Below are 20767 nucleotides of genomic sequence, written 5' to 3'. Positions count from 1 at the left end.
GGTGGCAGGTGGCAGGGGGCGTCAGGGGGTGGCGGGCTCGGTGTCCGGCTCGGGCACGACGGCCGGCGCCGGGTCCGCCGGCGCTGGGTCCGCCGGCGCGGGCGGTCCTGGCGTCCGCGGGGTGCTGGCCAGCCGGACCAGGGCGACCGCACCCCAGCCGGCCGCCAGGCACCACAGCACCCGCACGGCCACCTCGTCGGGGGTCAGGTCACCCCGCACCCCCAGCATCAGCACCGGCACGGCCAGCACGAATCCGGCGACGAGGACGTCCCACCGCAGCGGGCTCACCGGACGTCCAGGACCCGCCGCGTCACGTCAGCCGGCGCGCCGGGGCGGCCGCTCACGCGTCCATCTCCTCGAGTCGCTCGCACAGCAGCGACGCCCAGCGGTGCGCGGTCGCCCGCGCCCCGTCGATCCGGGCCACCGGGGCGGTCAGGTGGCTGAGCACCGCGGCCGGGTCGGCGGTGGACTCGGCCTCCTGCACCACGACGGCGTCCAGCCGGGGGAGCGCGTCCAGCCACGGGACGACGTCCTCGGGCTTGCGGGTGGCGTCCACGACCCCCCAGACGGCGTCCGGCGACCAGATCGACAGCATGTGCGACAGCCAGCCGCCACCTCCGGCGCGCAGCGGCGCGTCCACGGCCACGATGGTCACCGTGCCGGACCCGGTGCTGGTCCGCTGACGGTCGGCAGCGGTCTCCAGCGTGGTGATCCTGCTGTGCTCGGGGACCAGGGTCGCGGCGTCCCCGGGCGTCGCCCACTGCACGCGGGCCGGGTCCAGCCGCACCGAGACGGCCAGCGACCGGGCGGCTGCCAGCGTCTCCGGGCCGGGGCCGACGACGAGCAGCACCGAGCCCGGCTCCGCCGGCACCTCGGGGATGGGCGCCAGCCGCTCGGCGAGGGTCCGGGTCAGGGCCGCGTACAGCCCACGGACGGCGGCGTCGCTGGCGAAGCCCGGCGCGATGAGGAACTCGGGCAGGCCGAGGGCGAGCAGCCGGACGACGAGCTCGTCCCCGCTGTCCGGGCCGTAGGGGGTCATGGCGGTCGACGGCAGCGGCACCAGCCGGGTCACCGTGGCCAGCCGCGGCCCGAGCTCCGGGACGGCGGGTGTGGTGCGGGCGAGGTCGCGCGACGAGGCCGTCACCTCGAGCGCGGCCTGGTCGTCGTCCCCGCCGGTCGGCGCGGGGACGGCGGGCCGCCCGGCGATCGCGGGCCGGCTGGCCGTGCTCGGCCCTGAGGCCAGCGGCCGGCGCGGCGGCGGGACCGCCGGGCGGCCCCGGAGCAGCGGGGGCATGCCGTCGACCGAGGCCATCCGCTGCGGCGGGAGCAGGGACAGCGGCGGCAGGATCGTGGTGTGGTCCATCGACAGCGGTGCGGGGTCGCTGGCGGTCCGGGCCATCGACGGCCAGGCCGCCATGGACGGGGTCATGAGCAGCGGCTCCCGGTGGGCGAGCACCTCGTTGCCGCGCACGTCCAGGACGACGTCGCGGCGCGAGGTGTGCACCCGCGGCTCACGGGCCCGGACCTCGGCCCAGGCCGCCACCCGGTCGTCGGCGGACCGGTCGTCGACCAGCTGGGCCGGCTCCTCGTCCCGGTGGTCGGCGGTCAGCGCGGCCAGCTGCCGGTCGGCGCGGTGGTCGGCCGGTCGCACGGCGGGCATCTCCTGGGTGACGGGGTGGGTGACGGGGCGGCTGACGGGTGCGGGCTCGGGGAACCGGTGCCGGCCACGGTCGGCGAGGTCCTCGACGTCGGTGCCCAGGTACTCCTGGGTCAGCGAGGCCACGTCGACCTGCGGAGCCGGAGCGGCCGACGCGCCTGACACGGCGGCCGGGACGGCGGCGGGGGCGGCCGGGGCGGCCGGGGCGGCCTCCGACCCCCCGGACAGCACGCGCTCGAGGACGCCCTCGAGCAGCCGCTCCACGTCCTCGTCCGCCGATCCGGCCGACCGCAGCGCGGACTGCAGCGCGGACTGGAGCGCGGCCCGCTTGTCTCGGGGTGCGTCCGCCGCTTCGGCGGCGGAGTCGGCCGGGACGGCGGCCGGAGCCGGGGCGGGGACCGACGCGACCGGCTGCGGCGCCGGGGCGGGATCGGCCACCGGGGCCGGGGCCGGGGCCGGAACCGGGGCGGCAGCAGCGGCCGGAGCGACCGGCTCCACGGCCTGGGGCGCCTGCGCAGCGGGCGCGGGTGCAGCAGCAGGAGCGGCGGCCGGAGCGGCGACCGGGGTGGCGGCGGAGGCCATCGGCGCCGGGGCAGGGGCAGCGGCCGGTGCGGGGGCAGCCGGAGCCGGAGCCGGAGCCGCGGGAACCGGAGCGGGGGCGGCGGTCGGCGCCTGCTGGGCCGGGGCGCTGGGGGCGGCGGCCTCGAGCGGCTCGCCGTCCTCGACCCACTCGTCGGCCGGGACCCGGAAGACGTGGTCCTCCGCAGGCGCCTCGGTCGCGGACGCCAGGGGGGCGTCGGTGGCAGCGGACCGCTCGACCGCGTCGGAGACCGCGGACGAGACCTGGCGGTCGGCCACCATCCGGGCCAGCGCGGCGGTGAACGGGGACGGGCCGGCCGGGGCCGCGGCGACCGCGGGCTCCGGTGTCGGCTCGACCAGCCGGTCCAGCGTCGGCCGGTACTTCGACGGGGTGAAGGGGGCGGCCGGCGCGGCAGCCGCGGCCTGCACGGCGGCCGCGAACCGGCCGGGCGCGACCGGGGACGCACCCCGGGAGGCCGGTGCGGCGGTCCGCGGGGTGCCGGTGGCACGGGCGGGGGCGGCGTCCCGGGTGAAGGCGTCCAGGGCAGAGGCGGCGTCCCGGGCGAGGGCCTCGCGGGCAGAGGCGGCGTCCCGGACGGGGGCGGCCGGGGCCGCGGCGGCGCGGGCCGGCGCAGCGCTCCGCGCCGCCGACTGCGCGCGGGAGGCGGCCGCGGACCGCAGCGGTGCGTCGTCGTCCGCGGACGACGACGTGCGGGGACGCCGCTGGGCGAGGACGTCCTCGGCGGCCGGGGTGCGCGAGACCCCGGCGGAGGAGTACAGCCCCACCGGCACGTCCCCGGAGGCCGGGCCGAACAGGTCGGCCAGCTCGTCCATCCGCTCGTCCTCGGTGGCCCGGGCGCGCGGCGCCCGGCGCGGCTTCGGTACGTCGTCCGCGCGGGGGGCGGCGGGCGCGGGCTCGGCCCGCGGCGCGCTCAGGTCCACCTCGGCGACGTAGCGCTCGGCGGCGAAGAACCCCAGCACCCCGCCGGAGCGGATGCGCCGGACACCGACGATCTTCACCGACGGCCCGTACTCCTCGCGGGCGGCCGCGATGGCCTCGTCCCGCGTGGCGGCCTCAACGGATTGCGACGGCACCGCTCACCACTCCCAGCGACTCGATCTGGGCCGTGCGGGACACCTCGTTGTAGGAGATGACCGACAGCCGGGGAAGGACCTGGCGGACCAGGCGGGACAGGGCGGCGCGCACCTGCGGCGAACACACCAGGACGGGGGAGAGGTTCACGCGTTCGGCCTCCTCGAGCAGTTCGGAGCAGCCGCGGACCAGGACGTCGACGGTGTGCCCGTCCAGCGCGAGCACCTGGCCCTCCGCGCCCTGGCGGATCGACTCGAGCAGGCGCTGCTCGAAACCGGGCTCCAGGGTGATCACGTGCAGCCGCTCGTCGGGCGTGACGTAGGGGTGGCTGATCGCGGCGCCCAGGGCGTTGCGCACCGCCTCCACCAGCCCGTCGAGGTCGGTCGAGGTCTTGGCCCGCAGGGACAGCGCCTCGAAGATCCGGACCAGGTCGCGGATGGAGACGCCCTCGTCGAGCAGCGCCGCCAGCACCCGCTGGATCTCGCCGGTGGTGAGCAGCGTCGGGGTGAGCTCCTCGACCACGATGGGGTGCCAGCGGCGGACCATCTCGATGAGCAGCCGGACGTCCTCGCGTCCCAGCAGCGCGGACGCGTTCTGCCGGACGACCTCGGCCAGGTGCGTGGTGATGACCGAGGAGCGGTCGACCACGGTGGCCCCGGCCATCTCGGCCTGGCGCTGCAGCTCGGCGGGCACCCACTTGGCGGGCAGGCCGAAGACCGGCTCGCGGGTCGGCTTGCCGGGCAGGCCGTCGAGGTGGTCCCCGATGGCCAGCACGGTGCCGGCGGGGGAGGAGCCCTTGGCCGCGGGGACGCCGTTGAGCCAGATGACGTACTCCGACGCGGCCAGGTCCAGGTTGTCGCGGGTGCGGACCAGCGGGATGACCAGCCCGGTCTCCATCGCCACCTTCCGGCGCAGCGCCTTCACCCGGTCCAGCAGGTCCCCGCCGCGGGCGGTGTCGACCAGCTCCACCAGGTCGAAGGCGACCTCGAGCTCCAGCGGGTCGACCCGCATCCGCTCGGCGATGGACTCCGGGGAGTCGGGCTTGGCCTCGGCCTCGGCGGCGGGGTCGACCTGCTCCTCGTCGTCGGTCTCGACGACCTCGGTCACCTTGCTGGCGGCGAACAGGAAGAGGCTGCCGACGATGAGGAAGGGGAGCTTGGGCAGGCCCGGGATGAGGCAGAGGGCGATGGCGGCGCCGCCGGCGATGCGCAGCGGCTGCTTGTTGCGGCCCAGCTGGCCCAGCAGGTCCTGGCCCATGTCGCCCTCGGACGCCGACCGGGTCACGATCAGGCCGGTGGCCGTGGAGATCAGCAGCGCGGGGATCTGCGAGACCAGGCCGTCGCCGACGGTCAGCAGCGAGTAGGTGGCCACCGCCTCGCCGGGCGCCATGCCGCGCTGCAGCACGCCGATGGCGAAGCCGCCGATCAGGTTGATCAGCGTGACGATGATGCCGGCGACGGCGTCGCCCTTGACGAACTTGCTGGCGCCGTCCATCGAGCCGTAGAAGTCGGCCTCGGAGGTGACCTCCAGGCGCCGCTTGCGCGCCTGCTTCTCGTTGATCAGGCCGGCGTTGAGGTCGGCGTCGATGGCCATCTGCTTGCCGGGCATCGCGTCGAGGGTGAACCGGGCGCCGACCTCGGCCACGCGTCCGGCACCGTTGGTGATGACGACGAACTGGATGATCGTGAGGATCACGAAGATCACCAGGCCGACGATCAGTGATCCGCCGATCACGAAGTGGCCGAAGGCCTCGATCACCTTGCCGGCGTAACCGTCGGTGAGCACCAGCCGGGTCGAGGACACGTTGAGCGCGAGGCGCATCAGCGTGGCGATCAGGACCAGGGCGGGGAAGACGGCGAAGTCCAGCGGGCGCTTGATCTGCATCGACACCAGCAGGATCAGCAGCGACACGGTGATGTTCAGCCCGAGCAGCAGGTCCAGCAGCCCGGCCGGCAGCGGCACCACCAGCATCAGGACGATCGAGACGACCCCGATGGGGACCGCGACCTTGCTCACGTTCCGCATCCGTCCTCCTCTCCGTACCCGACGTCCGCGGTGCGCGGGACGGCTCGTGGGAGCGGCGTGCTCCCCTCAGCCGTTCTCGGCAGTCGGCCCGGGAGCCGGTACCGAGCGTGAGCGGCCCGTGCCTCGCGAGTCACACGCGCTCCGCCGGTCGCGGGGAGGCTCCGGCGGTGGGCCGTTGGCCCTGCTGCAGGGGCCCACCGCGAGTGGAAGGACCTGATCTTCGGCCGCTCCTCGGCCCTGCTGCAGGGTCCCGCCGCGAGCTTGCGAGTGGCGGGGGGCAGCAGGGTCCTTGTTCAGCGGCGGCGGGCGCGGGGGAGGCCGGCGGTGACCGGGGGCTCGAACCCGGGCCGGTGCATGCCGCCGCGGACGCCGCGGGCGGACAGCTGCATGACGAAGGCCAGCACCCGCGCCACGGCGGTGAACAGCTGGGCCGGCACCTCCTGGCCCAGGTCGCAGGAGGCGTGCAGGGCGCGGGCCAGCGGGATGTCCTGGACCATCGGCACCCGGTTCTCCTCGGCCAGCGCGCGCAGCCGGGCGGCGACCTCGCCGGACCCCTTCGCCACCACCCGCGGAGCGCCCTTCTCCGCCGAGTACGCCAGCGCGACGGCCACGTGCGTGGGGTTGACCAGCAGGACGTCGGCGTTCGCGACCTCGCTCATCATGCGGTTGCGGGACATCGCCATCTGGGTCGCCCGCCGCTGGCCCTTGACGTGCGGGTCGCCCTCGGCCTGTTTGTGCTCCTGCTTGATCTCGGTGTGGCTCATCTTCAGTTCCTTCATCATCTTCTTCCGCACGACGACGTAGTCGGCGACGGCGATGACGAGACCGGTGATGCCCACGACGCGGAACATCAGCACCGCCGAGTCGGCGAAGGTGCTGGCGATCCGGGACAGCGGCAGGGCGCCGGAGGCCGAGACGAGCTCCTGGGCCTTGTCCGACGTGGTGACGATCACGACGGCCAGGGCGATGGTCTTGATCAGCGCCTTGATCGACTCCCACACCCCCTGGGTGCCGAACATCCGCTTCACGCCGGGCCACGGGTTGATCTTCTTGAGCGTGGGCTTCATGCCCTTGGTGGCCAGGGTGACCCCGCCCTGCGCCGCCGAGGCGAGCGTGCCGACCAGCATCATGGTCAGCGCCATGGGCAGCAGGGTGGTGAGGAAGGCGGTCAGCGCCTGGCCCAGGAGTGCCGTCAGCGCCTCGGTCTCCGGCTCGGCGGCGACCACGCCGACCTGCACGAACAGCACCTGGACGGCGTCGAAGGCGTTGGCCACCAGCATCGGCAGCAGGATGCTGGCCGCCGCCGTCCCGAGCCACGTGCCCAGTTCCTGGGTGCGCGGGATCTGGCCTTCCTTGCGGGCCTTCTTGAGCCTCTCCGGAGTCGGCTTCTCTGTCTTCTCACCTCCGGGCCCGTCCTTGGCCACCCGCCCTCACCCGCTCCGGAAGGAGGTCATCGCCTGCACGGCGGTGTCCATCAGCGCGTCCAGGGCCGGCGGCAGCAGCGGGAACGTGAGCCCGAGCAGCGTCAGGGTCACCATGATCTTCACCGGGAAGCCGAGGGAGAACATGTTCAGCGCGGGCGCGGCCTTGCTGAGCAACGCCAGGGCGACGTCGGCCAGCAGCAGCACGGCCACCATCGGCCCGGCGATCTGGAGCGCGGCCAGGAACATCATCCCCAGCGCGGTCGCCATGGCCGCACCCACCTGCGCGGTGTCCAGCGAGCCGCCCAGCGGCAGCCCCTCGTAGGAGGTCACGAAGCCGCGGACGAGCATCAGGTGGCCGCCGCTGGTGAACAGCAGCGTGATGGCCAGCAGGTAGTGCAGCCGGCCGATCGCCGAGTTCATCGTCAGCGACAGCGGGTCGTAGGCCGGCTGGAGGGAGAAGCCCCCGGCGAGGTCGATGATGTCGCCGGCCAGCTGGACGGCGGCGAACAGCACCTGGACGACGAAGCCCAGCGCCGCGCCGATGACGGCCTCGGTGATGGCCGCGACCACCAGGAAGCCGGCCGTGACCGCCGGCATGTCACCCGTCAGCTGCGGGAAGACGACCAGGGACAGGGCCAGCGCCAGGGCGCCCTTGACCGGCGGCGGGATGGCCTTGGAGTTGAACGGCGGGGCCAGGAGGACGAAGCCGGTCGCCCGCGCCGTGCCCAGCAGCAGCGCGGCCAGGGTCGCCGACGGGACCGTGAGGTCCACGGTGCCCTCAGCTCCTGCCGAGCAACCGCGGCAGCGACTCGAACAGGTGGTCGGTGAAGGACACCAGCTCGGCGAGCACCCAGTTGCCGGTCACCAGCAGCGCGATGGCGACCGCGATCATCTTCGGCACGAACGACAGCGTCGGTTCCTGGATCTGGGTCGCGGCCTGGAACAGCGAGATCATGAAGCCGACCAGCAGCGCGGTGAGCAGGATCGGGGCGGAGACCTTCGCCGCCACCAGCATGGTCTGGGTGGCGATCTCGGTGACGTCGGCGTCACTCATGTGTAGCTCCCCACCAGCGCGGTGGTGATCAGCGCCCAGCCGTCCACCACCACGAACAGCAGCAGCTTGAAGGGCAGGGAGACCACCGACGGCGGGACCATCATCATGCCCATCGCCATCAGCGAGGCGCTGACCAGCATGTCCAGCACCAGGAACGGGATGAAGACGACCAGCCCGATGATGAAGGCGCTCTTGAGCTCCGAGAGCACGAACGCCGGCACCAGGGTCAGCATGCTCACCGACTCGCGGTCGGCCGGCCGCTCCTCGCCGGAGAGCCCGACCATCAGCTCGAGCTCGTCGTCGCGGGTGTTCTCCAGCAGGAACCCCTTGAGCGGGGTCACCCCGGAGTCGTAGGCCTGCGTGGCGGTGATGGCGCCGTCCAGGTAGGGCCGGACGGCGACCTCGTTGATGTCGCTGAAGACCGGGCCCATCACGAAGATCGTCAGGAACAGGGCGATCCCGGTGAGCACCTGGTTCGGCGGGGAGCTGGGCAGGCCCAGCGCGTTCCGGGTCAGCGCCAGCACCACGATGATCTTGGTGAACGAGGTGACCAGGAGCAGGGCGGACGGCGCGATCGACAGCACCGTGATGGCCAGGATCAGCGTGACCGCGGTGCTCGGGCTGTCCCCGCCGATGGAGATGTCCACGCCGCCGGAGTCGACGACCGGGCTGACCGGGGCGGTGGGCGCGGTGGGGGGCGTCGGTGCGGCGGAGGCCGGGCCGGCCAGCGCCACCAGGGCGGCGAACAGCAGGGCACCCAGCAGGAACACCGCCGCCGGCAGCAGGACGGTCGACAGCGCCGACGTGCGGCGGTCCCGGCGGACGGCGGGTCCGGCCGGCGCGGGGAGGCGGGTCACCGGCGGACCGTCCGGTCGCGCAGGTCCTGGACCAGCGAGGTCCACGCGCCGCGGTCCAGCACGGAGCCGGCCAGCGCGCCGGGGGAGCTGCGCGCGACCAGGGTCGGTCGGGTGACCGGGGCGCCGTCCGGACCGTCCTCGCCGCGGAGCGCGGCCGCCCGCGGGGAGGCGGCCAGCGCCGTCTGCACCTCGTCCTCCTCGACCTCGGCGAGCAGGGTGACCTGCTCGTCGGTCGAGCCGACGACCAGCACCCGGCCGGCCACCCGCAGCACCGAGACGTTGCTGGCCCGGCCCATGCGCTGGCGGGCGACGACCTCGATCAGCCCGTTGCCCTGGCCCAGCCCGCGCTTCTTGGCCAGCCGGGAGGCGACCACCAGCACCATGGCGATGAAGCCGAGGCTGAGCACGAGGCGGATGAGCATCCAGGTCATCGCTCGACTCCTCCTTCGTTCCGCTCCTCGGTCGAGGACCGGGGTCGCCTCCGCGGGCGCTCCGCTCCTCGCTCGCTGGCGCTCGCTGCGATGCCCACGCCCTGTCGGCTCCGGGCATCTCCCTGCGATGCTTGCTTCGGTGTCGTCTTCGACGTCATGACGCCGAGGGCCCGAACTCGTTGGCGTCCGTCACGATCTCGCTGATCCGCAGGCCGAAGTCCTCGTCCACGACGACGATCTCGCCGCGGGCGATGAGCGTGCCGTTGACCAGCAGGTCGGCCGGCGCGCTCGCCGCGCGGTCGAGCTCGATGACCTCGCCGGGGTAGAGCGAGAGCAGCTCCTGCACCGTCATCCGGGTGCGGCCGATCTCGACGGTGACCTCCATGGCCACGTTCCGCAGCAGGTCCAGGCTGCCGCGGCGTTCGCGCGGCGTCGCGTCCGGCAGCGTCACCTGCAGCGCGAAGGTGGCCTCGACCACGCCGCCGGCCAGCAGCGGCACGGCGATGAACATGCCCTTGTCGCGCAGCCCGTCGAGCGCGGCGACGACGTCCTCGACCCGCTCCGAGGAGACCCGCACCCGGCCCAGTGTCGCCGCGGCCGCCTCGAGAGCCGGTCGCAGCGCGGCGGCGACGTCCATCCGGCCCACCGGGGAGTTGTCCAGCGCGGACACCATCTCGGCCGACAGGACCAGGGCGACGTCCCCGCTCACCTCCCCGGTCAGCCGGGCGGTGACCGCGGCGGCGGCCTCGGGGGGCAGCAGCAGAGCCTCGGGGTCCCCGATCGGGTCCCCCGCGGCGAGCTCGGTGGCGGCGGGCAGCAGCGTGGCCGCGGCCTGTGCCGCGGCAGCCACGGCAGCCGCGATGGTCTCGGACTCCGGGCTGCGCTCGATGCCGAAGGCGGTGGTCATCAGTGGTCCTTTCCGCCGGTTGGGTCGGGGACGATCTCGGCGGCCAGTCGGCGCCGGTGGTTGCTGGCGATCGCGTGCGCGAAGGTCTCGTCGTTGGTGGAGACCTCCAGCGGGCTGTCCCGCGGGTGCCGGAGCAGCAGCACGTCGCCGACGGCCAGCTCCAGCAGGTCGGCGGAGGGCACCTGGAGCGGGGCGAAGCGCACGCTCACGTCGACCGGGACGTGGCTGATCCGCTCGGTCAGCGCCTCGGCGGCCCGCTGCCGCTTGCGCAGCGCCGACTCCGACAGCTGCGGGGACGCGGCGTTGGTCAGGGCGGGGGCGAAGGAGGAGAACGGCAGCATCAGGGTCGCCGAGGGCGCCCGGTTGCCGATCCGCAGCTCGTAGGAGGCGACCATCACGGTCTCGGACCCGGCGGCGGCCTGGGCCAGCTGCGGGTTGTACTCCAGGCCGGCCAGGGCCGGCTGCACCTGCGTGATCGGTGCGAAGGTGTCGGCCAGCTCGCTGAGCAGCCGCTCCAGCAGGTGGTTGGTGATGGTGGCTTCCATCGCCGTCATCGGCCGGCTGGGCTGCTCGGCGCCACCGGACCCACCGAGCAGGTGGTCCACGATCGCCATCGCGGTGTCCAGCGGGTAGACCAGCATGCCCTTGCCGGGGAGCGGCTCCAGGGTGAAGGTGGCGATGAAGCACTGCGCGGGCAGCGTGGCGATGTAGTCGTCGTAGGAGTGCTGCTCGATGCCCTCGAGCTCCATGCGGGCGCCGGTGCGCAGCATCGAGGTCAGCACCGTGGTGGCCTGGCGGGCGAAGCCCTCCTGGGCGATCTGCAGGATCCGCACGTGCTCCCGGGAGAGCTTGGTGGGACGCCGGAAGTCGTAGGTGCGCGGCACGCTACGGCGGCGCCCGGTCCCGGGGGGTGACAGCGGGACGGCGCTGCGCGCGTCAACCACGGTGTCGGACAAGGTCACGACACCCTCATCGGCGGAGCCCGGGCCGACCCTGACCGCCCACCCGGGCGGGCCGCGCGGACTGGTGCGCCCGGGCCGGGTGTGATCCCTGGGTCGGGCGGGGGCCGGTCGGGCGCCGCACGGTGTGCGCTCGGGGCGGGTCCTGCGCCCGGGACCGGCCGTCCGCCGAGCGTCCCCGGAGCCGGCGCCGGAGCCGCCGCGGGGGCTACTGGGTGACGTACTCGGTGTAGTAGATCTCGTAGACGTCACCGTGGTAGGCCTCCACGACGGCGTGCTCGAGGGCGGCCTTCATCGCCTCGCGGTTGTTCTGCACGTCCGACAGCGCGGCCCCGGAGAACTGCGCGATGGCGATGTCCAGTGCCTTGGAGCCGTCCGGCGCGGCGCCGCCGCCGTGCCCCCCGCCGGCGGCCTCGTCGTAGGCGGCGGTGAACTGCATCGCGAACCCGAGCTTCAGGTAGCTGCCGCCTGCCAGGTTGATCGCCACCGGCTCGACGGCGAGGACGACGCTGCCGGCCTCCGGGGCCGGCCGGGCCTCGGCCTCGCCGCCGGAGAAGAGGAAGAAGTACGCCCCTGCCCCGATGGCCAGCACGGCCACCAGCGCGATGATCAGCAGCTTCTTCTTGCCGCCCCCGCCGGCCTCCTCGTCGGTCGCGGCGTCCTCGACCTTGGTCTTCTTTCTCACGGGTGGCTCCCATCATGGGTCGCCGCTGGCTCGGCGGCTGGGCTTGAGGTGGCGGGGGTGGAGGCGGTGCCGGTCGTGGTGGGGACGGGAGCCGCGGCAGCGGCGGCGGCCTCGAGGCCGGGCAGCAGCTGGTTGGCCTCCGCGGACGCGGTGGACAGCACGATGACGTCCACCCGCCGGTTGGCGGTGACGTGGGTCGGGTCGGAGTCGGGCACGAGCGGCTTCGTGCTCCCGTAGCCGGCCGCCGACAGCCGGTCCTCGGCGACGTTGCCCCGCTCGGACAGGTGTCGCAGCACCGTGGTGGCGCGCACCGCCGACAGCTCCCAGTTCGACGGCCAGGGCCCGCCCCGGGTCACCGGGATGGAGTTGGCGTGGCCCTCGACCCGGAGCAGGTTCGGCAGCGCGACCAGCGTGGGCGCCAGCGCGTCGAGGACGGTGGCTCCCTGGGGCTGCAGCGCCGCGGACTCCGGCGCGAACAGCACCGGGTCGGACACCACCCGGATGACCAGCCCGCGCTCGTCGATGACGAACTGGGCGGCGTCGGCCTCGCCGGCCGCGGCGAGCGCGGCGGCGAGCGCGTCCCGGGCCCGGGACAGCTGGTCGTAGGCAGCCCTGGCCTCGTCGGCGGTCCGTGCGGCTCGCTGGGCGGCCGCCGCCTCTGCGGCCGCGGCCTCCGCGTCGGTCAGCCGGGTGCCGTCGATCGCGGCCTCCTCGCTGATCTGGACCGGCAGCAGGGGGCTGTCGTCCTCGGTCGGCGCGTCGATCGCCGCGCCGTCGTTGAGGACCGTGACCGGGGCGCCGAAACCCTCCTGGGCGCCGGCGGCGAAGGCGGTGAACTTCTCCTTGTCGATCTGGCTCAGGGCGTACAGCACGACGAAGAGCACCAGGAGCAGCGTCATCATGTCGGCGTAGGACACCAGCCACCGCTCGTGGTTCTCGTGCTCCTCCTCCTCGTGCTTCTTGGCGCGGCGGCCGCCGTGACCGCCGTGCCCGGAGGACTTCTTGCCGCTCATGCCGCCTCGCGTCGCTGTTCACTCGGCGGGACCAGGGAGGTCAGCTTCTGCCGCACGGTACGGGGGCTGGTGCCCGCCTGGATCTCGGCGATCCCCTCGACGAGCAGCTCCATCTGCGCGGCCTGCAGTTCACTGACCCGGAGGATCTTCGCGCCCATCGGCAGGAACCAGAAGTTGGCGGCCATGACGCCCCAGAGCGTGGCGACGAACGCCGCGGCGATCATCGGGCCGAGCGCCTCCGGGTCGCTGAGGCTGCCCATCACGTTCATCAGGCCGACGATGCAACCGACGATGCCGATCGTCGGGGCGTAGCCACCCATCGCGGTCATGAACTTGGCCGCGACCTTGTCCTCGGCCTTCTTGGCCGCGATCTCGCCCTCCATGATGCCCCGGAGGTCCTCGGGGTCGGTGCCGTCGATGCTCATCTGCAGGCCCCGCTTGAGGAACGGGTCCTCGATGTTCTTGACCTCGGCCTCGAGTGCGAGGAGGCCCTCCTTGCGTGCCCGCTCGGCCAGGGTCACCAGGGTCTGGATCCGGTCGGTGGCCGGCGGCACCTTGGCCGGCATCACGGCCATCTTGAACCAGCCGGGCATCTTCTTGAGGTCGTCCATCGTCTGGTGGGCCATCGCGGCGCCGAAGGTCGCGACGATGACGAGGATGATCGCGGGGAGGAAGAGCAGCGACATCGGGTCCGCTCCCTCCATGATCATGAAGATGAGGAGTGCGGCGAGGGAGACGACGAACCCGATCAAGGTGGCGGGGTCCATGGTTCAGCGCTCTTCTCGGGTCGGGAAGGGGAGGACCGAGGAGTCCTCGGAGCCCTGTGGTGCATGGGCGGAGGGGACGCGGTACTCGCCACGGTCCATCTGGAAGGCCACCGCGTGGATGCTCGCGCGGTAGTCGCGGATCTCCCGGATCACCTGGTCGACGCTCTCGGCGACGACGTACTTGTTGCCCTCGAGGAGAGTGATCACCGTGTCGGGGTGACCTTCCACGCGCTCGATGAGGTCGGCGTTCACCGCGAAGTGCTCCCCGTTGAGTCGCGTCACACGGATCACGGGAGTTCCTCCGGTCGGGTAGCAGCGTGCGGTGGTCCCGGGCACGGGGATCGCGGCCCTGGTCTGACATCGGCCCCCGGCGGAGGCCGCTTGAGCTGAACGTCCGGTGCCTGGCGTCCCGGTCACCCTCGCGGGGGTGACCGGGCGCGGCCTTCCAGGCCGCCGGCCCCGAGCGCTCGGGCCCTGGAAGAGGCCTTCCTCCAGGGGCCCTCCAGCAGCTGGCGAGTGGTGGGGAGGAGGGAGGTCCTTGTTCAGCGCTTGAGCTGGACCAGGTCCTGGAGGAGCTCGTCGGAGGTGGTGATCACGCGGCTGTTCGCCTGGAAGCCGCGCTGGGCGACGATCAGGCCGGTGAACTCCTCGGCGAGGTCCACGTTGGACATCTCCAGCGCGCCGGCGGACAGCGTCCCCCGGCCGCCGGCGCCCGCGAGGCCGATCGCCGGGGCGCCGGAGTTGTCGGCCATCCGGAACGAAGTGTTGCCGGCCTTCTCCAGGCCACCGGGGTTGGCGAAGGTGGCCAGGGCGAGCTGCCCGATCGGCTGCCGCAGCCCGTTGGAGAAGACGCCCGTGATCGTGCCGTCGTTGCTGAGCGCGAAGGACTCCAGCGTGCCCAGCGCCGACCCGCTGGCGGCGGTGCGGGTGGCCGCCACGCTGCTCTTGCCGCCGAACTGGGTGATCGAGGTGATGTCGATGGTCACCGGGCCGTCCCAGGAGGGGAAGTCCGCGGCCGGCGGGTAAAAGGCGAACTGCTTGACCGGCGGGGTGCCGGTCGCCGTCGGGGAGGTCATCACGCCGTCGGCGTCGAAGACCACGTTGACCGAGGTGGCCGGCGGGGTCGCGGTGCTGGTCGGCATGGGGGTGCCGTCGGCGTCGAGGACCCGCGCCTGCCAGGTGGTGACGCCGGCGGCGGTCACCGCCGTCTTGGTCAGCTGGTAGTTGACCATGTGCGGGTTGCCCAGCGAGTCGTACATCTCGGCCTGGAACTGCAGCGAGGTGCCGATCGCCGCGTCGGCGGAGAGGTTGCCGACCATGCCACCGCCGGTGGTGGCGCTCGGCGCCAGGACCTGACCGAAGGGCACCTTCAGCGGGCCGATCGGCCCGTTGGCGCTGACCACCCCGCCGTCGGCCATCCAGCCCTGCAGCATCGCGCCGTCCGGGGTGACCAGGTTCCCCGCGCCGTCGAAGTCGAAAGAGCCGGCCCGGGTGTAGAGGTTCTCGTTGCCGGCCCTGGTCACGAAGAAGCCGTCACCCTGGATCATGAAGTCGGTCGAGCGGCCGGTGTTCTGCTGCGCGCCCTGACTGAAGTTGGTGGTGATGCCGGCGACCTTGACGCCCAGGCCGACCTGCGCCGGGTTGCTGCCGGCGGCGTCGCCGGTCGGAGCAGAGCCGTTGCGCAGCACCTGGGACAGAGTGTCCTCGAAGACGGTCTGGCTGCCCTTGAAGCCCACGGTGTTGACGTTGGCGATGTTGTTGCCGCTCACGTCGAGCTTGGTCTGGTGGGCGCGCAGGCCGGAGATGGCGGAGAACATGGAACGCAGCACGGGAGGGACTCCTCGGTCGGGGTCGAGCGCCGGGTGGCGGGAGAGTGCCGGGCAGGGCGGTACGTCAGCTGTCGGGCAGGGAGACCTGCGTCAGCCGGCCCATGGCGACGGGGACACCGTCGACGACGGCCTCGGGTTCGCCGGCGGCGCTGCCGAGCCGGACGGCGCTGACGGTCCCGGTTCTGGTTGCTCCGTCGGTGTCGGTGTAGGAGACGGTGTGGCCGACCATGGCGCCGGCGCTGAGCGCCCGTTGCATCGTCACCAGGGCAGCGTTCTGGGTGGCCAACTGCTCGAGCTTCTCCACTTGGCTGAAGGTCGCGGTCTGGGCCATGAACTCGCTGCTGCTGGTCGGGTTGCTCGGGTCCTGGTAGCGCATCTGGGCGACCAGGAGCTTCAGGAAGGTGTCCTTGCCCATCTGGTCGGCGCGGTTCAGCTCGGCGGTGGCCGTCGCGGTGGTCGTGGGGACAGTGGAGCCGCTGCCGGGGATCGGGCTGGTCATCGGGGGGTCGTCTCCGTCTCAGACTCGGACGTCCACGCCGGCGGACGCAGACGGATGGGGAAGGGGAGCAGGACCGGCCTCACCGGACGGCCCACCGGTGGCGGCCCAGCGGGACCGGGGTGCTCCCTGCTGCTGGCCGCCCTGCGGCTGGCCGCCCCGGTCGCCCCGCAGGTCGGCGAGCAGCTGCCCGGCCGGCCGGCCGGCCGGGCCGCCGTCGCGGGGTGCGTCGGGGTCGACGGTCAGCCGGGAGAAGCTGAGGCCCGAGGCCTCCAGGTCGCGACGCAGCTCGGGCAGGGCGTCGGCCAGCGCGTGCCGGCCGTGCTCGGAGCCCCCGCGCAGGGTCAGGTCCAGCGTCCCGTCGGTGACGGTGACCTGGACGGTCACCTCGCCCAGGGTGGCGGGCGTGAGGACGACGGTCATCGTCTGGCTGCCGTCCGGGGCGTTCCGCAGCACCGCGAGCTGCGGTGCGAGCTGGGCCGCGACCGGGGTCTCCCGGGCTGCAGCGGTCGCGGCCGGGGGAGCCGGGGTGGCGGGCGTCGTCGGGCCGGCGGCCGGCAGCGGCTGGGCAGCGGACGCCGTGGCCAGGTCGCCGGCGGCATCGTCGGTGTCGACCGCGGCAGCCGGGACCGGAGCGGCAGGGCCCGAGCCGGTCCCGGTTCCGGTTCCCGCCCCGTCGGCCGTCCCGGCGGGGACGGGCACCACGGGGACCGGCGGGGACGCCGGCGGGACGGCGGCCGGGTCGGTCCCGTCGACCTGCACGACGGTGAGGCCGGCGGCTCGGGCCAGGGCCTCGGTGGCCGCCTGCGCCGCTGACGGGGGGAGCTGGACGGCAGACGGCGCGGGCGGGTCGGGGACGGCCGGGACGTCGACGCCGACCGGCGGCACCGGCGCCGGGCGCACCGGCAGCAGCACCGGCGGCACCGGCGGCACCGGCGGCGCGGCGCTGCCCGGTGCGACATGGCCGGGCGGGAGCTCGCCGGCGGGCGGGCCGCCGGCGGGAGTGGCGGCCCGGGCGGCGGGCCCGATCGCGCCGTTGAGCAGCGCCCACAGCCCCGGCGGCAGATCGGTGACCGGGGCGGTCGGCGACGCTTCGGCGGGTTCGCCGCTGACGTCGGTGTCCCCCGCACCGGTCGCCGGGACGGTGGGTCCGTCAGGGGCGATGTCAGGGGCGATGTCAGGGGCGATGTCGGGGGCGGTGTCGTCGGCGGTCTCGTCCGGCCGGCCGGCAGCCGGCCGGTCCGGCGTGCGAGGCCCGGCCAAGGCGTCCTGCAGGGCGTTGCCGAAGGCCGCACCGCGGACCCCGTCGCGCGAGGGACCTGCTCCCCGGGCGGCGCTGCTGGCGCCGGGACCGGGGGGCAGGGCGAGTGACGTGGGGCTGCTCATGACCAGGCCTCCGCTGCTCTGGTGACCTTGCGGACGTAGTCCTGGGTCTCGGGGTAGGGCGGGATGCCGCCGTGGCGCTGCACGGTGCCCGGGCCGGCGTTGTAAGCGGCCAGGGCGAGCTCGGTGGAGCCGAAGCGAGCGGTGAGGTCCTTGAGGTAGCGGGCCGCGCCGTCGATGGCCGAGGCCGGGTCGGTGGCGTCGACACCGAGTCCCGCAGCGGTGGCCGGCATGAACTGCATCAGGCCACGCGCGCCGGCGGGGGAGACCGCGGTGCTGTCGAAGCCCGATTCGGTCTTGGCCACGGCGGCCAGCAGGGCGGGGGAGACCCCGTGCCGGCTGCCGGCCTGGGCGAACAGGTCGGCGTAGGGGATGCCGGCCAGGCCGCGCCCGGGGTTGACGGCGGCGAGCCCGCCCGCTGGGGCGACGTCGTCAGGCATCACCCGGCGGATCACCGACGGGTTGCCGACCGGCTGCACCTTCACGACCTCGCCCTCCTGGGGCGCGGCGATCATCCTGCCGTCGCCGACGTAGATGCCGACGTGGTCGATGCCCGGCCGGGACGACCAGTCGAAGAAGACCAGGTCGCCGGGCTGGGCGTGGTCGAGGTCCGCGACCGCCCGGCCGGCGGTGGCCTGCTGGGAGGAGGTCCGCGGCAGCTCGATGCCCAGGTCGCGGTAGACCCGCTGGGTCAGCCCCGAGCAGTCCAGACCCGACGTCGGGTCGGTGCCGCCCCACAGGTAGGGCACCCCGAGGTACTTCTCAGCAGCGGCGACCACGGCCGAGCCGCTGCCGCTCGCGGCGGAGCTGCCGCCGGGAGCCGCGGACGCGGAGGCGGCGGTCGTGCCGGTCAGGCCGGCGGAGGTCGCCGCGCGGGCCCACTGCGCCTCGGTGGAGACCACCGGGGTGCGCACGAAGCGGGCGTGGATCTCCCCGATCCGGCTCTGCACCGCGATCAGTCCGTCCACGTCCCCTCCTCTCCGTTTGGCCGGTCCCCGCCGTGTCGGCCGGTGACCAGGTCGTCGACCATGCGGGTCTCGGCGGCGTCCGCGGCCGCCTGCAGCCGCTCGACGTGCCGTTCACGCAGCCGCTCCAGGCCCTTGGTGCGCTGGGCGGACGCCGTCCACTGGGCGCGGACCACCTCGGCCTGCTCGGCGTACGAGACGGCCAGTGCGCGCGCAGCCTGTACATCGGCAGCCGCGGTGCGCGACGCGACCATCGCGGCGACGAAAGCCGTGGCGGACACGCCCGAGGGCGGGGTGGAGGCCGCCAGCGCGGCCGCGCCGTCCTCGGCCCGCTGCGCGGCCTCGGCAGCCTCGCGGGCGGCCCGGGCCGCGGCCAGCGAGGCCGCCCGCTCCTCGCTGCGGCGCAGCCGCAGCACCGGGTCGAGCCGGAACGCAGGCTGCTTCACGCGACCGGCACGATCAGGACGCCGTCACGATCTGGTGCAGCCGCGCCCAGGACTCCGCCGGTGACGTGTGGTCGGCGGTGGCCTGGCGGAGGAAGGCATCGATGTCGGGTGCCAGCCGGCGGGCGCGGTCGACCAGCGGGTCGCTGCCGGCCTGGTAGGCGCCGATCTCGATCAGCTCGCGGACGTCGCGCAGCGCCCCCAGCATGCGGCGCGCCTCGCGCGCGTCGGTCATCTGCGGCGCCGGCACCACCGCGGTCGCCACCCGGGAGATCGACTCGAGGACGTCGATGGCGGGGAAGTGGCCGGCGGTGGCGAGCTTCCGGGTGAGCACGACGTGCCCGTCCAGGATGGAGCGGGCGGTGTCGGCGATCGGTTCGTTGTGGTCGTCGCCGTCCACCAGCACGGTGTACAGGCCGGTGATCGACCCGGTGGTGGCGGTGCCGGCCTTCTCCAGCAGCTTCGGCATCATCGCGAAGACGCTCGGCGGGTAGCCGCGGGTCGCCGGTGGCTCGCCGGCGGACAGCCCCACCTCGCGCTGGGCCATCGCGGTGCGCGTGATCGAGTCCATCAGCAGCAGCACGTCCCGGCCCTCGTCCCTGAAGGCCTCGGCGATCCGGGTGGCCACGAACGCGGCCTTCAGCCGCACCAGCGGCGGCTCGTCGGAGGTGGCCACGACCACGACGGTGTTCGCCAGGCCCTCGGGGCCCAGGTCCTCCTCGAGGAACTCCCGCACCTCCCGGCCACGCTCACCGATCAGGCCGATGACCCGGACGTCGGCGTCCGTGCCGCGGGTGATCTGGCTCAGCAGCGTGGACTTGCCGACGCCGGAGCCGGCGAAGATGCCCATCCGCTGACCGCGGCCCACGGGGGCGAAGGTGTCCAGGGCGCGGACACCGGTGGCCAGCGGCCGGTTGACCCGGGCGCGGGTGAGCGCGTTGGGCGTCTCGCTGGTGAGGTCCACGTAGGACGCGACCGTCCCCAGCGGCGGCCCCCCGTCCAGCGGCCGGCCCAGCCCGTCGAGGACGCGGCCGAGCAGCGCGGGGCCGACCGGGACCTGCAGCGGCATGCCGGTGGCGCGCACCGGCGAGCCGGCGTGCACCCCGGACAGGTCGCCGAGGGGCATGCAGGTGAGCCGGCCGCGCTGCAGCGCGACCACCTCGGCCAGCAGCGGCCGGCCCTCCGGGTCGATCTCGACCAGGTCGCCGACGGCGGCGGTGATGCCCTCGACGGTGAGGGTCAGCCCCATGGCGCCGGAGACGACCCCGGTGACCAGCGGACGGGCGGCGGCACGGGCGCGGCTGAGCAGGTCGACCGTCATCCGCGGAGCACCGCCCGGACGCGGGCGAGGGCGGCGGTCAGCTGGGCGTCCACCCGGGTGGCGCCCGCGGTGGCGATGGCGCCGGCCCGCTCGACCTCCGGGTCGCCGACGACCGACACCGACGCGGGCAGCGCGTGCAGCTCGGCGCGCGGCACCTCGGCCAGGTCGTCGGGGTGCAGCCGGACCACCACCGGGACGTCGTCGGGGCACAGCGTCAGAGCCCGGCGCAACGCGTCCAGCCCGGGCGCGGTGGCCAACAGGAGCTCCCGGCCGAGCACGTCGCCGACCAGGGTGAGCACCGCGTCCAGCACGCTCTCCCGCAGCTCCTCGGCGACCGGCGCGGCAGCTGCCTCCAGCTGGGCGGCCGCCGACCCGAGCGCGGCGGTGGCGGTGGCCAGCCGGCGTTCCCAGCGGGCCTGCGCCTCGGCGAGCCGCACCTCGGCGGCCCGCTCGGCCGCGGCCACGACGTCCGCCGCGGCGGTGATGCCCTCGGCGTGGCCGATGGCCCAGCCGTCCCGGCGGGCCAGCTCGCGCAGCTGCTCGAGCTGCTCGGCGTAGACGTCGCCGAGCCGGTTGGCGCTGCGCAGCCGGCGTTCGCCGGCCCGGCGCTCGGGACCGGTGTAGTACTCACCGTCCGCGTGCGCCGCCTCGGGCGCGGCCACCACAGCCGGAGCCGGTGCCGGGGGAGCGGGCGGCGGGGCCGGGCTCGTGACCTGCCGGGCCGTCGCGACGACCGGGCTGCCCGACGGCGCCGGCGCCGGCCGGAACGCCCGCTCCCACGGCGCGGCCGCGGCCGCCGACGCCCCCCGCAGCAGCACCGTGGTGCCCCCTGCTCCGCCCCGCGTCTTCGGGACGGCCCCGTCCAGGGTCCCGCCCCGA

21 protein-coding genes are annotated in these 20767 nt (G+C 74.4%); all 21 read right to left on the bottom strand.

Translation table 11 applies throughout. The features are described 5' to 3' along the window. Positions 1 to 21 precede the first annotated feature (21 nt). The gene (locus tag ACWIX6_RS19770) at positions 22 to 288 is read right to left on the bottom strand and encodes a hypothetical protein (RefSeq protein WP_448614145.1); all 267 of its coding nucleotides are present in this window, start codon (positions 286 to 288) and stop codon (positions 22 to 24) included. Between the two features lie 52 nt (positions 289 to 340). After that, positions 341 to 3331, bottom strand: a complete 2991-nt coding sequence (locus ACWIX6_RS19765) for a hypothetical protein (protein WP_448614144.1) — start codon at positions 3329 to 3331, stop codon at positions 341 to 343. Beyond that, complete coding sequence (gene flhA / locus ACWIX6_RS19760) at positions 3312 to 5354, bottom strand: flagellar biosynthesis protein FlhA (RefSeq protein WP_448614143.1); 2043 nt, start codon at positions 5352 to 5354, stop codon at positions 3312 to 3314. The genes ACWIX6_RS19765 and flhA overlap by 20 nt, the downstream gene beginning before the upstream one ends. Positions 5355 to 5647: 293 nt before the next feature. After that, positions 5648 to 6778: an EscU/YscU/HrcU family type III secretion system export apparatus switch protein gene (locus ACWIX6_RS19755; RefSeq protein ID WP_448614142.1), complete on the bottom strand. Its 1131-nt coding sequence runs from the start codon at positions 6776 to 6778 to the stop codon at positions 5648 to 5650. A gap of 6 nt (positions 6779 to 6784) precedes the next feature. After that, positions 6785 to 7549 (bottom strand): flagellar biosynthetic protein FliR, encoded by a 765-nt coding sequence (fliR, locus tag ACWIX6_RS19750; RefSeq protein WP_448614141.1) that lies wholly within the window; start codon positions 7547 to 7549, stop codon positions 6785 to 6787. Positions 7550 to 7556: 7 nt separating this feature from the next. Beyond that, positions 7557 to 7832: a flagellar biosynthesis protein FliQ gene (gene fliQ / locus ACWIX6_RS19745; protein WP_294690416.1), complete on the bottom strand. Its 276-nt coding sequence runs from the start codon at positions 7830 to 7832 to the stop codon at positions 7557 to 7559. After that, positions 7829 to 8689, bottom strand: coding sequence for a flagellar type III secretion system pore protein FliP (gene fliP / locus ACWIX6_RS19740; protein WP_448614140.1), 861 nt, complete (start codon positions 8687 to 8689; stop codon positions 7829 to 7831). The genes fliQ and fliP overlap by 4 nt, the downstream gene beginning before the upstream one ends. Then, on the bottom strand, positions 8686 to 9120 hold the full coding sequence (locus ACWIX6_RS19735) for a FliO/MopB family protein (RefSeq protein WP_448614139.1): 435 nt from the start codon (positions 9118 to 9120) through the stop codon (positions 8686 to 8688). The genes fliP and ACWIX6_RS19735 overlap by 4 nt, the downstream gene beginning before the upstream one ends. Before the next feature lie 154 nt (positions 9121 to 9274). Next, a complete protein-coding gene (gene fliN / locus ACWIX6_RS19730) occupies positions 9275 to 10027 on the bottom strand; it encodes a flagellar motor switch protein FliN (protein WP_448614138.1) in 753 nt (250 codons plus the stop codon). Then, the gene (locus ACWIX6_RS19725; protein WP_448614137.1) at positions 10027 to 10989 is read right to left on the bottom strand and encodes a flagellar motor switch protein FliM; all 963 of its coding nucleotides are present in this window, start codon (positions 10987 to 10989) and stop codon (positions 10027 to 10029) included. The genes fliN and ACWIX6_RS19725 overlap by 1 nt, the downstream gene beginning before the upstream one ends. Before the next feature lie 205 nt (positions 10990 to 11194). Further along, complete coding sequence (locus ACWIX6_RS19720; protein ID WP_448614136.1) at positions 11195 to 11671, bottom strand: flagellar basal body-associated FliL family protein; 477 nt, start codon at positions 11669 to 11671, stop codon at positions 11195 to 11197. Beyond that, positions 11668 to 12684: a flagellar motor protein MotB gene (locus tag ACWIX6_RS19715; protein ID WP_448614135.1), complete on the bottom strand. Its 1017-nt coding sequence runs from the start codon at positions 12682 to 12684 to the stop codon at positions 11668 to 11670. The genes ACWIX6_RS19720 and ACWIX6_RS19715 overlap by 4 nt, the downstream gene beginning before the upstream one ends. Further along, on the bottom strand, positions 12681 to 13451 hold the full coding sequence (locus ACWIX6_RS19710) for a motility protein A (RefSeq protein WP_448614134.1): 771 nt from the start codon (positions 13449 to 13451) through the stop codon (positions 12681 to 12683). Before ACWIX6_RS19710 ends, ACWIX6_RS19715 begins: the two co-directional genes overlap by 4 nt. Positions 13452 to 13454: 3 nt before the next feature. Then, on the bottom strand, positions 13455 to 13742 hold the full coding sequence (locus ACWIX6_RS19705) for a flagellar FlbD family protein (RefSeq protein WP_448614133.1): 288 nt from the start codon (positions 13740 to 13742) through the stop codon (positions 13455 to 13457). Positions 13743 to 13993: 251 nt separating this feature from the next. Then, complete coding sequence (locus ACWIX6_RS19700) at positions 13994 to 15280, bottom strand: flagellar hook protein FlgE (protein ID WP_448614132.1); 1287 nt, start codon at positions 15278 to 15280, stop codon at positions 13994 to 13996. Positions 15281 to 15344: 64 nt separating this feature from the next. After that, positions 15345 to 15779 carry a flagellar hook assembly protein FlgD gene (locus tag ACWIX6_RS19695; protein ID WP_448614131.1) on the bottom strand — a complete coding sequence of 145 codons (435 nt, stop codon included), beginning with the start codon at positions 15777 to 15779 and terminating at the stop codon, positions 15345 to 15347. A gap of 18 nt (positions 15780 to 15797) precedes the next feature. Then, on the bottom strand, positions 15798 to 17162 hold the full coding sequence (locus ACWIX6_RS19690) for a flagellar hook-length control protein FliK (RefSeq protein ID WP_448614130.1): 1365 nt from the start codon (positions 17160 to 17162) through the stop codon (positions 15798 to 15800). Beyond that, positions 17159 to 18127: a transglycosylase SLT domain-containing protein gene (locus tag ACWIX6_RS19685; protein WP_448614129.1), complete on the bottom strand. Its 969-nt coding sequence runs from the start codon at positions 18125 to 18127 to the stop codon at positions 17159 to 17161. Before ACWIX6_RS19685 ends, ACWIX6_RS19690 begins: the two co-directional genes overlap by 4 nt. Further along, positions 18115 to 18570 carry a flagellar export protein FliJ gene (locus ACWIX6_RS19680; protein WP_448614128.1) on the bottom strand — a complete coding sequence of 152 codons (456 nt, stop codon included), beginning with the start codon at positions 18568 to 18570 and terminating at the stop codon, positions 18115 to 18117. The genes ACWIX6_RS19685 and ACWIX6_RS19680 overlap by 13 nt, the downstream gene beginning before the upstream one ends. A 13-nt stretch (positions 18571 to 18583) precedes the next feature. Next, positions 18584 to 19888: a FliI/YscN family ATPase gene (locus tag ACWIX6_RS19675; protein WP_448614127.1), complete on the bottom strand. Its 1305-nt coding sequence runs from the start codon at positions 19886 to 19888 to the stop codon at positions 18584 to 18586. After that, complete coding sequence (locus ACWIX6_RS19670; protein WP_448614126.1) at positions 19885 to 20706, bottom strand: FliH/SctL family protein; 822 nt, start codon at positions 20704 to 20706, stop codon at positions 19885 to 19887. The genes ACWIX6_RS19675 and ACWIX6_RS19670 overlap by 4 nt, the downstream gene beginning before the upstream one ends. Positions 20707 to 20767: the final 61 nt, after the last annotated feature.

The sequence above is a fragment of the Modestobacter sp. URMC 112 genome (assembly GCF_053502575.1).
The sequence above is the reverse complement of the archived record's forward strand: the minus strand, read 5'-3'. Positions and strand labels throughout refer to the sequence as shown.